This window comes from Streptomyces sp. NPDC002181, from assembly GCF_042890485.1.
Lineage (GTDB): Bacteria > Actinomycetota > Actinomycetes > Streptomycetales > Streptomycetaceae > Streptomyces.
The window spans coordinates 679,197-692,959 of the sequence record NZ_JBIASC010000002.1 but is presented as its reverse complement, the minus strand read 5'-3'; the positions used below and the strand labels follow the sequence as shown (position 1 = coordinate 692,959).

Genomic DNA, 13,763 nt, shown 5'->3' with positions numbered 1-13,763 from the left:
ACGACGTGTCAGGGGCCCCGCGCCGCCTCCCGGCCGCGCGGGCGACGCCCCCGGCCGGATCCGCTCAGCTCATCCGCAGTGCGAGGAAGAAGTCGAGCTTGTCCTCCAGCCGCGAGAGGTCACGCCCCGTCAACTGCTCGATTCGCCCGACCCGGTACCGCAGCGTGTTGACGTGCAGGTGCAGCCGCGTCGCGCAGCGCGTCCACGAGCCGTCGCAGTCCAGGAACGCCTCCAGCGTCGGGATGAGCTCCGCGCGGTGGCGGCGGTCGTAGTCCCGCAGCGGGTCCAGCAGGCGCGCCGTGAAGGCGCGGCGCACGTCGTCCGGGACGAACGGCAGCAGCAGCACGTGCGAGGCCAGCTCGTGGTGGCCGGCCGCGCAGACCCGGCCCGGGCGCGCCGCGGCGACCCGGCGGGCGTGCCGGGCCTCCTCCAGCGCCCCGCGCAGCCCCTCGGCGGAGTGCACGGCCGCGCTGACGCCCAGGGTGAGCCGGCCGTCGTCGGCGAGGCCGGCCTGCAGGGGTTCCCGTACGGCGGAGAGCAGCTCGTCGGCGTGCAGGGCGCGGTCCGGCCCCTTCTCCTCGCCGGGCTCCGCGGGGAGCGCGGGCAGCGGTACGAGGGCGATGGCCTCGTCCCCGGCGTGGGCCACGGCGATCCGGTCCGAGGGCTCGGGACCCGAGACGGACGGGTCGACGAGGATCTCCTCCAGCAGCGACTGGGCCACCGGGCCGCCGGGGATGTCCCCGCCGTCCCAGTCGACCCGCGCCACGACGACCTGCCAGTGGGGGGCGGTGCCCAGCCCGGGCAGCAGCACCGGGGCCGCGACCCGCAGGCGGGCGGCGATCTCGGCGGGCGCGGCGCCCGTCTGGACCAGCTCCAGCACCTCCTGGGCGAGCCGGCGGCGCACCGTCCGGGCCGCGTCGCGCCGGTCGCGCTCGACGGCGATCAGCTGGGTCACGCCCTGGAGCAGGTCGAGCCGTTCGGCGGGCCAGTCCCCGGCGTCCGCCTCGACGGCCAGCAGCCAGTCCGAGAGCACGCTTTCGCGCACGTCACGGGCCCCGGGGCCGCCCGGGCCCCGGCCCGCTCCCCTGATCGGGAAGAGGGAGTACGTAATACCCTGGATGGAGATCCGGTGCGGGCCCCTGCGCCCGGTGCGGACCGCCGCCAGGTGCTCTCCGGCGAGGGCCGCGCAGACGCCCGGCGTCAGGGGTTCGCCCGCGCCGGCGATCTGCCGGCCTGTGGGGGACAGCACCCAGGCGCGCAGATCGAGGTCGGTGGTGAGCAGATCGAGCACCACATCGGGTCCACCGCCCGCGGGACCGGAGGTCATCAGGCGGCGGTGGCGGTCCACGACCGCCGCGAGGTCGCCCGCGCGCTCACCGGAGACCTGCCGCACCACGTACTCCGTGATCGTGGCGAATGCAATGTCTTCGTTCACGGCGAACAGCGGCAGCCGGTTGCGCCGACAGGCTGAAACGAGATCGTCGGGGATGTCCCCGAGCTCCGCCTCGCCGGCCGCGAGGCCCGCGACGCCCGCGCTCGCGAGGATTCGTACGAACGGCTCGGAGTCGGCCGAATTTCTTCGCCACGCCAGGCCGGTGAGGACGAGTTCGCCCCCGGTGAGGTACCGGCTGGGATCCCGTAGGTCGGTCGTCATGACGCCGCGGACCGTCCGGTCGAGTTCGTCCTCGCCGCCCAGCAGCCGCAGCCCCAGCGCCTCGGTTTCCAGCAGTGCGCGCAGCCGCATGGTGTCGCCGCCGATCTGTCTCGAATGTTGCCGTTGGAAATCGGGCAGGTCGTTGCATCCTGCCTTTCATACGAATCTACAAGACGAGGGAGGCCGCCAGCCAACTCCTTCATGGTTTCGGTGACTGCACCCGAAGGACGCACGGCTTGTGTACTGACTCCACACCGCGTTAACAGCACGTGAACGACCAGTCGAGGGCCCGAGGGCCTCCTGGCTTGAAGTGAACGACACGATGAAGAAGAAGAGAGCCGCACATGGACTTCCTTCGCCCCGCCAGCTGGGAGGAGGCACTCGCCGCTAAGGCCGAGTACCCCACAGCTGTGCCGATTGCGGGTGGCACCGACATCATGGTCGAGATCAACTTCGACCACCGTCGGCCGGAGTACCTCCTGGACCTGAACCGCATCGGTCTGCTGCGGGAGTGGGAGGTCGGCGAGGACGTGGTCCGGCTGGGCGCCTCCGTTCCGTACACGCAGATCATGGAGAACCTGCGCACGGAGCTCCCGGGTCTCGCGCTCGCCTCGCACACGGTCGCGTCCCCGCAGATCCGCAACCGCGGCGGCGTCGGCGGCAACCTCGGTTGCGCCTCGCCGGCCGGCGACTCCCACCCCGCGCTGCTCGCGGCGGGCGCCGAGGTCGAGGTGGAGTCCGTACGCGGCTCCCGCCTGATCCCGATCGACGAGTTCTACACCGGCGTGAAGCGCAACGCGCTCGCCGCCGACGAGCTCATCAAGACCGTCCACGTGAAGAAGGCGGACGGTCCCCAGCAGTACTCCAAGGTCGGCTCCCGCAACGCGATGGTCATCGCCGTCTGCGCGTTCGGCCTTGCGCTGCACCCCGAGACCCGTACGGTCCGTACCGGCATCGGATCGGCCGCGCCGACCCCGATCCGTGCGAAGGCCGCCGAGGAGTTCCTGAACGCCGCGCTCGAAGAGGGCGGTTTCTGGGAGTCCGGCAAGGTCATCACCCCGTCGATCGCCAAGCAGTTCGGTGACCTCGCCACCGGCGCGGCCAACCCGATCGACGACGTCCGCGGCACGGCGAAGTACCGCCGTCACGCGGTAGGCATCATGGCTCGCCGCCAGCTCGTCTGGACCTGGGAGCAGTACCGCGGAACCGGCCACGGCCGCTCGCTCGAAGGGGCTGCGTAATCATGCGCGTCAATTTCACCGTCAACGGCCGTCAGCAGGAAGCGGACGACGTCTGGGAGGGCGAGTCCCTCCTGTACGTGCTCCGCGAGCGCCTGGGCCTGCCGGGTTCGAAGAACGCCTGTGAGCAGGGCGAGTGCGGTTCCTGCACCGTCCGTCTCGACGGCGTGCCGGTCTGTTCCTGTCTGGTGGCAGCCGGCCAGGTCGAGGGTCGCGACGTGGTGACCGTCGAGGGTCTGGCGGAGTTCGCCAAGCAGCGCGAGGAGCACGGCCACGGCGGTGCCTGCGGCACCGGCGGCGGCTGCGGCTCCAAGGGCGGCGTCACCCTGGACGCGGCCAAGCAGTGGCAGGCCAAGCCGGCCGACTCGCAGACCGGCGAGGGCGCCCCGCTCTCCAACATCCAGCAGGCGTTCATCGACGCCGGCGCCGTGCAGTGCGGCTTCTGCACCCCCGGTCTGCTGGTGCAGGCCGACGCGCTGCTCGAACAGAACAGCTCCCCGTCCGACCAGGACATCCGTGAGGCCCTGTCCGGCAACCTCTGCCGCTGCACGGGCTACGAGAAGATCCTCGACGCGGTCCGCCTGGCGGCCGCACGTCAGGGAGAGGCGGTCTGACCATGGCTCAGAACACCCGCACGGTACCGGCCGGCACGCCGACCAACGTCACCCAGAAGCACAACAAGGGCGGCATCGGCGAGTCCACGCTCCGCCCGGACGGCACCCTCAAGGTCACCGGAGAGTTCGCGTACTCCTCGGACATGTGGCACGAGGACATGCTGTGGGGCCAGACCCTGCGCAGCACGGTCGCCCACGCCGAGATCGCCTCGATCGACATCTCCGAGGCCCTCGCGATGCCGGGCGTCTACTCGGTGCTCACGTACGACGACCTGCCGGCCGAGATGAAGAACTACGGCCTGGAGATCCAGGACACCCCGGTCCTCGCCAACGGCCGGGTGCGCCACCACGGTGAGCCGGTCGCCCTCGTGGCCGCCGACCACCCGGAGACCGCCCGCCGCGCGGCCGCCAAGATCAAGATCGACTACCGCGAGCTGCCGCTCGTCACGGACGAGGCCTCGGCCCTCGCCGCGGACGCGCCGCTGATCCACCCGGGCCGCGACGACCACCACTCCGGTCACGTCCCGCACCCGAACGTCGTGCACCGCCAGCCGATCATCCGCGGCAACGTGGAGGAGGCCCGCAAGCGCGCCGACGTCATCGTCGAGGGCGAGTACACCTTCGGCATGCAGGACCAGGCCTTCCTCGGCCCGGAGTCCGGCCTCGCCGTGCCCTCCGAGGACGGCGGCGTCGACCTCTACGTCGCCACCCAGTGGCTGCACTCGGACCTCAAGCAGATCGCCCCCGTCCTCGGTCTCCCCGAGGAGAAGGTCCGCATGACGCTCTCGGGCGTCGGCGGTGCCTTCGGCGGCCGCGAGGACATCTCGATGCAGATCCACGCCTGCCTGCTGGCCCTGGCCACGAACAAGCCGGTCAAGATCGTCTACAACCGGTTCGAGTCCTTCTTCGGCCACGTGCACCGCCACCCGGCGAAGCTCTACTACGAGCACGGCGCCACCAAGGACGGCAAGCTCACGCACATGAAGTGCAAGATCGTCCTGGACGGCGGCGCCTACGCGTCGGCCTCCCCGGCGGTCGTGGGCAACGCCTCCTCGCTGTCGGTCGGTCCGTACGTCCTGGAGGACGTGGACATCGAGGCGATCGCGCTCTACACGAACAACCCGCCCTGCGGCGCGATGCGCGGCTTCGGCGCCGTCCAGGCCTGCTTCGCGTACGAGGCCCAGATGGACAAGCTCGCCGCGAAGCTGGGCATGGACCCGGTCGAGTTCCGCCAGCTGAACGCCATGGAGATGGGCACGATCATGCCCACCGGCCAGGTCGTGGACTCCCCGGCGCCCGTCGCCGAGCTGCTGCGCCGGGTCAAGGCCCGCCCGCTGCCGCCGGAGCGCCAGTGGGAGAGCGCCGGCGAGGGCGCGGACGTCCGCGCCCTGCCGGGCGGTCTGTCCAACACCACCCACGGCGAGGGCGTCGTGCGAGGCGTCGGCTACGCGGTCGGCATCAAGAACGTCGGCTTCTCCGAGGGCTTCGACGACTACTCCACCGCCCGCGTGCGCCTGGAGGTCATCAACGGCGAGCCCGTCGCGATGGTCCACACGGCCATGGCGGAGGTGGGCCAGGGCGGTGTGACCGTCCACGCGCAGATCGCCCGTACGGAGCTGGGCGTCACGCAGGTCACCATCCACCCGGCCGACACGCAGGTCGGCTCCGCCGGTTCCACGTCCGCCTCGCGGCAGACGTACATGACCGGTGGCGCCGTGAAGAACACCTGCGAGGCCGTCCGCGAGGCGCTCCTGGAGATCGGCCGCCGCAAGAACGGGTCCTACCACCCGGCCTGGGCGACCGCCGAGCTGCTCCTCGAAGGCGGCAAGATCGTCACCGACGGCGGCGAGGTCCTCGCGGACATCGCCGACATCCTGGAGGGCGAGGACGCGATCGACCTGGAGCTGGAGTTCCGGCACCGGCCGACCGTCGCCTTCGACCTGAAGACCGGCCAGGGCGACGGCCACGTCCAGTACACCTTCGCCGCGCACCGCGCGGTGGTCGAGGTGGACACCGAGCTCGGCCTGGTCAAGGTCGTCGAGCTGGCGACCGCGCAGGACGTCGGCAAGGCCCTGAACATGCTCTCCGTGGTCGGCCAGATCCAGGGTGGCACCACCCAGGGCCTGGGCGTCGCGATCATGGAGGAGATCATCGTGGACCCGAAGACCGCGAAGGTGCGCAACCCCTCCTTCACGGACTACCTGATCCCGACCATCCTCGACACCCCGACCATCCCGGTCGACGTCCTGGAGCTCGCCGACCCGAACGCGCCGTACGGCCTTCGCGGTATGGGCGAGGCCCCCACCCTGTCGTCCACCCCGGCCGTCATCGCGGCGATCCGGGCGGCGACCGGTCTGGAGATCAACAAGACGCCGATCCGTCCGGAAGCCCTCACCGGCACCCTCTAGGACGGCATGGTCCGGGGGCCGCGCGGCCCCGCCGCCAGGCCCCCGGACCCCCACAGACTCTCCGGGCGGTGTGACACCGGGAACGTCACACTTCCTGTCCCACCGCCCGGAGCCAGAAGTCCGGAGTACGAAAACCGCACCGCTCGCGGTCGTCCCACCGGCAGTACCCCCACGGAAACACCCGGTCGCCCCGGCACCCCGGAGCATCCACCAGCACCACACCAGTACCGCAAACCCCCGCAGTACCCGCAGTACACGCAGTGCATTTCGCGTCGCCTCGGGCCGTCACCCCGGGTCGTGCAGCCAAACGGAGTTTCCCAAATCCCGCGTCTCCAATCTTCATGCGGGTGCCCCTTTGAACCTTGGGAGTTAGGCACCATGACCCAGTCGTCTGTGGAGCCCAAGACCAGCGCGGAAGAGGCCGGCGACGGCTCTCGCAACCCCGCCGGGCGTTCTTGGCTCGACCGGTACTTTCACATCACGCACAGAGGTTCCAACGTCGGCAATGAGATTCGTGGCGGAGTCACGACCTTCATGGCCATGGCGTACATCCTCCTGCTCAACCCGCTGATCCTCTCCGGCAAGGACGTCGCCGGAGACACCATGAGCCAGAAGGCTCTCATCACCGCCACGGCCTTCGCCGCGGCTCTGACCACGCTCCTCATGGGCTTCGTCGGCAAGGTGCCGCTGGCCCTGGCCGCGGGCCTGTCGGTCTCCGGCGTGCTCTCCTCGCAGGTCGCGCCCCAGATGACCTGGCCGCAGGCCATGGGCATGTGCGTGATGTACGGCGTCGTGATCTGTCTCCTGGTCGTCACCGGCCTCCGAGAGATGATCATGAACGCGATCCCCCTCGCGCTCAAGCACGCCATCACCATGGGCATCGGCATGTTCGTCGCCCTGATCGGCCTCGTGAAGGCCGGCTTCGTCGGCAACGGCGGGGAGTTCTCCCCGCCCGTGCAGCTCGGTGCGGTCGGCCAGCTCTCCGGCTGGCCCGTCCTGATCTTCTGCATCACGCTGCTCGCCATCTTCATGCTCCAGGCCCGCAAGGTGCCCGGCGCGATCCTGATCGGCATCGTCGGCGGCACCGTGATCGCGGCGATCGTCAACGTCGTCGCGGACGTGGACCCGAAGGCCTGGAAGAACGGTGCGCCGACCCTGGACGGGTCCGCGGTCTCGATGCCGGACTTCTCGCTCTTCGGACAGGTCTCCTTCGGCGGCTGGGGCGACGTCGGCGCCATGACGATCGGCATGATCGTCTTCACCCTGGTGCTCGCCGGCTTCTTCGACGCGATGGCCACCATCATCGGCGTCGGCACCGAGGCCAAGCTCGCCGACGACAAGGGCCGCATGCCGGGCCTGTCGAAGGCCCTGTTCATCGACGGCGCCGGCGGTGCCATCGGCGGCCTGACCGGCGGCTCCGGCCAGACGGTGTTCGTGGAGTCCGCGACCGGCGTGGGCGAGGGTGCCCGTACGGGCCTCGCCTCCGTCGTCACCGGCCTCTTCTTCGCCGCCTGCCTCTTCTTCACCCCGATCACGCAGATCGTCCCGGGTGAGGTCGCCTCCGCGGCCCTGGTGGTCATCGGCGCGATGATGATGCAGAACGCCCGCCACGTGGACTGGGCCGACACCGCGACCGCCATCCCGGTCTTCCTGACCGTGGTGCTCATGCCCTTCACGTACTCGATCACCGCGGGTGTCGCGGCCGGTGTGATCTCCTACGTGGCCATCAAGATCGCACAGGGCAAGGCCCGTGAGATCGGTGCCTTCATGTGGGCACTGACGGTGATCTTCGTGATCTTCTTCGCGGAGCACCCGATCGAGGCATGGCTCGGGGTGAAGTAAGGCGGGGCCGGTGATCCGGCCCCGACCCTCCACGCATCCGATACTGGTAACCGAACCTCTCTGAGGAGGCCGCAATGCTGGACATCGCCGAAGAACTGAACCGGTGGGTCGAGCAGGGACGTGACTTCGCCGTGGCCACGGTGGTGGCGGTCGGCGGGAGTGCGCCCCGGCAGCCCGGAGCCGCGCTCGCCGTCGACAGCGAGGGCACGGCCATCGGATCGGTCTCCGGCGGATGCGTGGAGGGCGCGGTGTACGAGCTGTGCCAGCAGGCGCTGGAGGACGGCGAGACCGTCCGAGAGCGCTTCGGGTACAGCGACGACGATGCCTTCGCCGTGGGTCTGACCTGCGGCGGGATCATCGACATCCTCATCACCCCGGTGCCCGTGGGATCCCCGGCGCGGGAGGTGTTCGCGGCCGCGCTGGCGGCCGCCTCCCGCGGTGAGGCGGCCGCGGTCGCCCGGATCGCGGAAGGCCCGGCCGAGCTCCTGGGCCGCGCCGTGCTCGTCCGGGGCGAGGGCGGCCACGAGGGCGGTTTCGGGGGCCACCCCGAGCTGGACCGCACCATCGCCGAGGAGGCCCGCGCCATGCTCGACGCCGGCCGTACCGGCGTGCTGGAGATCGGCGCCGACGGCAGGCTCTGCGGAGAGCCGCTCAAGGTGCTCGTCGAGTCCAGCGTCCCGCCGCCGCGGATGATCGTCTTCGGTGCGATCGACTTCGCGTCCGCCCTGGTGCGGATCGGCAAGTTCCTCGGCTACCACGTCACCCTGTGTGACGCCCGGCCCGTCTTCGCGACGAAGAACCGTTTCCCCGAGGCGGACGAGATCGTCGTGGAATGGCCGCACCGCTACCTCCGGGCCCAGTCCTCGGCGGGCGCGGTGGACGGCCGGACCGTCCTGTGCGTGCTCACCCACGATGCCAAGTTCGACGTCCCGCTCCTCGAACTGGCCCTCAAGCTGCCCGTCGCCTACATCGGCGCCATGGGCTCCCGGCGCACCCACGAGGACCGCAACAAGCGGCTGCGGGACGTCGGCGTGACCGAGCTGGAGCTGGCCCGCCTGCGCTCCCCGATCGGCCTGGACCTCGGCGCCCGCTCCCCGGAGGAGACCGCGCTGTCCATCGCCGCCGAGATCGTCGCGAACCGCCGAGGGGGCTCGGGCGCGGCCCTCACCGGAGCGCACATACCGATCCACCCGGACATCTCGCACACGGTGATCGGCCGGATCGGATCGGTCGCCTGAGGCGGGCCGGTACCCTCCTGAGCGCGTCCCGTCGGCCGTTGCGGCAAGGTCCGGCTGCCGGCGGACGCCGTTCGGGGTTGCCGGTTCGTTGAGCGTCAGAGGTGGGCCGATGTCCTGGCAGGACGTCACGGTGGTTGATGCGTGCGTGCGGCGCGACGGCCGGGGCGGCAGCCCCACGGCCGTCACCGACGACGACCCGGCGGCGACGGACGCGGACCGGCGCGCGGTCGCCGCCGCGGCCGGCACCTCGCACGCGGCGTTCCTCGGCCCGGGCCGGACCCCGGACGGTGGCCGGCCGGTCCGGTTCTTCACCGCCACCGCCGAACTGTCCGGCTGCGGCCACGGCACTGTCGCCGCGCAGGCCGTCCGGTTGACCCGCACCGCGCTGGGCGAGCTCTACGACCGCCAGCACACCGGCGGGCGCACGTTCGACACCGTCGCGATCCGCCGCCCCGCCGGCATCGAGGTGTGGTTCGACCAGGGCCTCGTCGCGCTGCGTCACCCGGCACCGGACGAGCGCGCCGCGATCGTCGCCGCGCTCGGGCTCACCGAGGACGATCCGCATCCGACCGACGCGCCGCGGGTCGCCGCGCCCGGCGCACCGCGCATGTTGGTACCGGTCCACGACCGGTCGGCGCTGCTCCGAGTCCGCCCGCACCTCGGCAGGCTGACGGCGGCGTGCCGGCGGTACGGGCTCCTCGGCTGTTTCGTGTACGTACCGCCGGTGGGCGACCGGCCGGGTGCGGCGCGGATGTTCGCGCCGGCGATCGGTGTCGACGAGGACGTCGCCAACGCCAACAGCACCGGCTGCCTGGCCGCCCACCTGCTCGACACGACAGGGGCGCAGACGGTCGCGATCGAGGTGGAGCAGGGTGACACCCTCGGCCGGCCGGCCGCCGTGCTCGCCTCGGCCCGGCGCGGCCCGGCGGGCATCACGACCCGGGTCGGCGGGTTGGCAGTGGTCCGCGGCTCTCCCGAATGACCATCACGCCCCCGTGAGGGTTGCGCCCTTTTGCCGTTCCGCCTATTTTACCGGCCGGTAACAGCGCCTTCCTGTAACGGAGTTGAGCGGATGTCCCGGACCGCACGCACCGCCCGTACGGCACGCACCGCCCGCACCCCCGTCCGTACGCTCCTCGCCGGCTGCGCCCTGGTCGCGGCCTCGCTGGCGGGCGGGCCGGCCTCGGCGTCCGCTCCGGCCCCGGCGTCCGCGTCGTCCGCCGGCCCCTCCGCCGGCGCGGACGTCCGGGAGGTGCTGTTCGTCGGCAACAACTGGGAGGGCACCGCCGACGTGCTCGCCTCCACCGGCGATCTCGCCAAGGTGGGCCGGATCAACATGATCCCCGACAAGGAGGAGCGGCTCCGGGAGATCTACCTCAACCCGATCAAGCTCGCCTTCTTCCTCGGGATCCGGGGCGGCGCGGGCGAGGGCCACGACCAGTTCGTCGACGACATGTACACCACCCCCGACGGTTCCGCCGTGGTCGCCTCCCGTCCCAGCTTCGCCGACGTCGTCTCGATCGACGTGCGTACGGGCCGGATCAACTGGCGCTTCCCCGTCTCCGGCTTCCGCTCCGACCACATGGCGGTCTCGCCCGACGGCACCCGGGTCGCGGTCTCCGCCTCCACCGCCAACACCGTGCACGTCCTCGACATCGCCACCGGGCGCCAGCTCGGCTCCTTCCCGACCGGCGACAAGCCGCACGAGAACACCTTCAGCCGCGACGGCCGCTTCCTGTGGAACAGCTCCATCGGGGACGTGACCTCCGCACTCGACGCGCCGTGGCTGGACTGGACGAAGGGCGACCGGAAGATCACCGTCGTCGACGCGCAGACCTTCCGCACGGTCCGGGTGATCGACATGCGCGAGCGGCTCGACGCCTTCGGCCGCCCCGACCTCTCCGACGCGGTCCGGCCGATGTCCTTCAGCCCCGACGAGTCGAAGCTCTACTTCCAGGTGTCCTTCTTCAACGGGGTCGTCGAGTACGACGTGGCCTCCGACCGGATCACCCGGATCAAGGAGCTGCCCCGCAACCCCGCAACCAACCCGGACCGCACCACCTGGGTCAACGACTCCCGCCACCACGGCATGTCCATGAGCCCGGACGGGACCAAGCTGTGCGTCGCGGGCACCATGGACGACTACGCCACCGTCGTGGACCGCTCCTCCCTCACCGAAGGGCCGCTGGTGCCCGCGAACAAGCCGTACTGGGCCACCGTCGACGGGGACGGCACCGCCTGCGTGATCTCCGAGAGCGGCGCGGACCAGGTCACCGCCATCGACTTCGCGACCGGTGCCAAGCGGGTGTCCGTTCCCGTCGGCGACCACCCCCAGCGCGTCCGGATCGGGCACGTCCCCACGGGCTGGACGGGCTCTCGGTAGCGGCGCACGCCCCGGGCCGTACGGGTGGCGGGCGGCGCAGTGGCGGGGGCGCAGTGGCGGCGGCGGGGGCGGGCGAGCGGACCGTCCCCGCCGCCGGGCCGGACGGCGGGATCAGGCGGGCAGCGAGATCCGGGCGGCCGCCATGCCGAACGGGGAACTCCAGCCGAGCCGTGCCCCCGGGGTCCGCCCGGCGGTCTTCGGGTGCAGGTCCTCGTCCCGGTAGCGGCTCACGCTCCGGTGCCAGTGGAGGACGGCGGCCATCCAGTCCTCCAACTCCCGCACGTACGCGTCGAGCGAGGCCCGGGCCCGCGCGTCGAGGCCGTAGTCCTCGTACAGCAGCGGCAGTTGGTTGTCGCGGATGTGCTCGAACTCCTTCGTGCGCTGCACCATCAGGTCGGCGACGACGGCGAACGCGCGCGGATAGTCGATGTCGAAGAAGTTCTGGGTGACCAGGACGTGGTTGTGCAACTCGCCCTCCACCTCGATCTCCTTCTGGTACGAGAAGAGGTCGTTGGTGATGCACCCGACGTCCGCCGCCGCGCTCTCCAGCGAGCGCATCACCCCGTCCCGGTAGACCTCGGGCGGCACGCCGTCGTCCTCATGGCCGAGTTTGGCCAGGAACATCGTCATGTACGAGCCGAACGTGAAGCGGCGCATCTCGGCGTAGTCCACCGGGTCCGGAATCCGGTTCACGACGGCGTTGCCGATCTCCCAGACCCAGCTGTCCAGCATCCCGACGACGTGCCCGCGGAACTCCGCACGCTGAGCGGGGCTCATACCGGCGACCGTCCGCGCCCACAGGTCCTTCAGGCCGCGCTCCATCGCGGTGACGGGCTCCGGGGCCCCGGCCGGATCGGCCGGGACCATCGAGATCAGCCGGTCGGTCGTCGCCCGGGCGGCTCCCGGGGACTTGGAGCCGGCGAACACCCTGGGGTAGTAGTCGTCGGCGTACGTCCCCCAGGTCAGCCACTGCGCACCCAGGCACAGGGTGTCCGCCGTGGCGTCGGGGTCGATGCCCGCCGCGCACAGGGCGAAGTCCATGCCGACCAGCTTTTCCTCGTCCCAGATGTCGGAGCCGGGGTCTCCGGGCTGCGGCTCCAGCAGGCCCGTCTCCCGGGACCAGAGCACCAGTTCGCGGCGGGCCAGGTCCAGGTGCGGGCTGAGGGAGAGCGGGAAGGGCATGTAGAAGTCGGGCAGCAGCGAAGGGCCCACCTTTTCGAACGGCACGTGCGTGAAGCTGCGCCGGCGCAGCTCCGTGGCGCGGGGGGCCAGCAGTGAGCGCAGGTCGAGGGCGGCGGTGCCCGGTCCGGTCGGCAGGAAGGGGAGGGTGAGCTGGACCGCGGCCGCCCCCTTGGCCCCCTCGTTCATGTAGCGGCTGGAGACCATGTGCCATTCGTGGCCGCCGGACTGCCAGTCCTGGAGGCCCTTCGCGTACGCGAGCACGGAAGCCGTCTCGACGGGGTCGAGGCCGCGCCGGGCGGCCAGTTCGGGGACCTCGGCGAGCGCCGTGTGCTCGAACTGCTGGAGCCTTGAGGTCAGCAGGTCGTTCGAGAGGTCGGCGGCCTCCTGGGTGGTGCAGTCCAGGAAGGTCTCCAGGACCAGGACGGCGTTGGAGAGTTCGCCCTCCTGCTCCACCTCGCGCTGGTAGGAGAAGATGTCGTTGCGGATGTGCACCGCGTCGGAGAAGGCGTCACGGAGCACCTGGAGCGGGCGCGCGTGCGCGACCCGGGCGGGGACCTCGGCGGACACGTACTCGATAAGCCCGGCGGACCAGGGGGCGCCGCCGACCTTGCGGCGCATCTCGATGTATTCGAGGGGGTTGGCCACCCGGCCGATGTTGATGTTGTGGAGCTCCCACATCGACTCGTTGAGGAGGTTCCTCGTCGACTCGGAGAACCGTTCCCTCCAGTCCATCGACATCGCGGGCACGGTCCGCGCCCACAGGTCCTTCAGGCCCGCCTCGACCGGGTTCGCCGGCTCGGGGAACCCGTCGGCGAGGTCCATCGGCATGAAGGCGGCCAGACCGTCGAGGTACTTCTTCGCGCCCGCACGGTCCTGGGTGCGCTTGTAGACCTCCAGGAAGTGATCGTCGAAGAAGAAGACCCACACGTACCAGTCGGTGACCAGGTTCAGCGCGTCGCCGCCGCAGTCGGGGTGGGTGTACGAGCACAGCAGCGCGTAGTCGTGCGAGTCGAGGTCCCGCTCGTCCCACACGCCCGAGCCCTCCAGCATCCCGAAGCCGCGGGCCCACCGCTTGGTGTGGGCGCGCGCGGCGTCCAGATGGGGGTTCAGGCGTGCCGGGTACGGCACGTAGAAATCCGGCAGTTGAAACGGCTGCGTCACGGCGGGCTGGACCTTTCGTCCGGGGGCGCGGAGGGCTCCCTTG

The 13,763-nt window shown here is 71.1% G+C and carries 9 protein-coding genes; 7 read left to right on the top strand and 2 right to left on the bottom strand.

From position 1 onward, the window contains the following. Positions 1 to 64: 64 nt before the first annotated feature. On the bottom strand, positions 65 to 1,744 hold the full coding sequence (locus ACFYXV_RS09255) for a PucR family transcriptional regulator (RefSeq protein WP_383347943.1): 1,680 nt from the start codon (positions 1,742 to 1,744) through the stop codon (positions 65 to 67). 254 nt (positions 1,745 to 1,998) lie between these two features. Here ACFYXV_RS09255 and ACFYXV_RS09250 point away from each other — a divergent pair, with 254 nt between their 5' ends. From ACFYXV_RS09250 to ACFYXV_RS09220, 7 genes are all read left to right on the top strand, one after another. Beyond that, positions 1,999 to 2,895, top strand: a complete 897-nt coding sequence (locus ACFYXV_RS09250; RefSeq protein ID WP_030155403.1) for a xanthine dehydrogenase family protein subunit M — start codon at positions 1,999 to 2,001, stop codon at positions 2,893 to 2,895. A gap of 2 nt (positions 2,896 to 2,897) precedes the next feature. Beyond that, complete coding sequence (locus tag ACFYXV_RS09245; RefSeq protein ID WP_389382448.1) at positions 2,898 to 3,506, top strand: (2Fe-2S)-binding protein; 609 nt, start codon at positions 2,898 to 2,900, stop codon at positions 3,504 to 3,506. 2 nt (positions 3,507 to 3,508) lie between these two features. Continuing rightward, positions 3,509 to 5,914: a xanthine dehydrogenase subunit D gene (gene pucD / locus ACFYXV_RS09240; protein ID WP_383347935.1), complete on the top strand. Its 2,406-nt coding sequence runs from the start codon at positions 3,509 to 3,511 to the stop codon at positions 5,912 to 5,914. Positions 5,915 to 6,292: 378 nt separating this feature from the next. After that, positions 6,293 to 7,756 carry an NCS2 family permease gene (locus tag ACFYXV_RS09235; protein WP_383347932.1) on the top strand — a complete coding sequence of 488 codons (1,464 nt, stop codon included), beginning with the start codon at positions 6,293 to 6,295 and terminating at the stop codon, positions 7,754 to 7,756. 74 nt (positions 7,757 to 7,830) lie between these two features. Beyond that, positions 7,831 to 8,994 carry an XdhC family protein gene (locus ACFYXV_RS09230; protein ID WP_385466919.1) on the top strand — a complete coding sequence of 388 codons (1,164 nt, stop codon included), beginning with the start codon at positions 7,831 to 7,833 and terminating at the stop codon, positions 8,992 to 8,994. Between the two features lie 109 nt (positions 8,995 to 9,103). Beyond that, positions 9,104 to 9,976: a PhzF family phenazine biosynthesis protein gene (locus ACFYXV_RS09225; protein ID WP_385466922.1), complete on the top strand. Its 873-nt coding sequence runs from the start codon at positions 9,104 to 9,106 to the stop codon at positions 9,974 to 9,976. Positions 9,977 to 10,066: 90 nt separating this feature from the next. Next, positions 10,067 to 11,377, top strand: coding sequence for a YncE family protein (locus tag ACFYXV_RS09220; protein ID WP_389382447.1), 1,311 nt, complete (start codon positions 10,067 to 10,069; stop codon positions 11,375 to 11,377). A 111-nt stretch (positions 11,378 to 11,488) separates the two neighbouring features. Here ACFYXV_RS09220 and ACFYXV_RS09215 read toward each other — a convergent pair whose 3' ends face one another. After that, the gene (locus ACFYXV_RS09215) at positions 11,489 to 13,720 is read right to left on the bottom strand and encodes a germacradienol/geosmin synthase (RefSeq protein WP_389382446.1); all 2,232 of its coding nucleotides are present in this window, start codon (positions 13,718 to 13,720) and stop codon (positions 11,489 to 11,491) included. Positions 13,721 to 13,763: the final 43 nt, after the last annotated feature.

Bases quoted from the DNA above. Each gene is read 5' to 3' on its own strand.
- ACFYXV_RS09255 (WP_383347943.1), bottom strand. From the start codon at position 1,744: ATGCGGCTGCGCGCACTGCTGGAAACCGAGGCGCTGGGGCTGCGGCTG.
- ACFYXV_RS09250 (WP_030155403.1), top strand. From the start codon at position 1,999: ATGGACTTCCTTCGCCCCGCCAGCTGGGAGGAGGCACTCGCCGCTAAG.
- ACFYXV_RS09245 (WP_389382448.1), top strand. From the start codon at position 2,898: ATGCGCGTCAATTTCACCGTCAACGGCCGTCAGCAGGAAGCGGACGAC.
- pucD (WP_383347935.1), top strand. From the start codon at position 3,509: ATGGCTCAGAACACCCGCACGGTACCGGCCGGCACGCCGACCAACGTC.
- ACFYXV_RS09235 (WP_383347932.1), top strand. From the start codon at position 6,293: ATGACCCAGTCGTCTGTGGAGCCCAAGACCAGCGCGGAAGAGGCCGGC.
- ACFYXV_RS09230 (WP_385466919.1), top strand. From the start codon at position 7,831: ATGCTGGACATCGCCGAAGAACTGAACCGGTGGGTCGAGCAGGGACGT.
- ACFYXV_RS09225 (WP_385466922.1), top strand. From the start codon at position 9,104: ATGTCCTGGCAGGACGTCACGGTGGTTGATGCGTGCGTGCGGCGCGAC.
- ACFYXV_RS09220 (WP_389382447.1), top strand. From the start codon at position 10,067: ATGTCCCGGACCGCACGCACCGCCCGTACGGCACGCACCGCCCGCACC.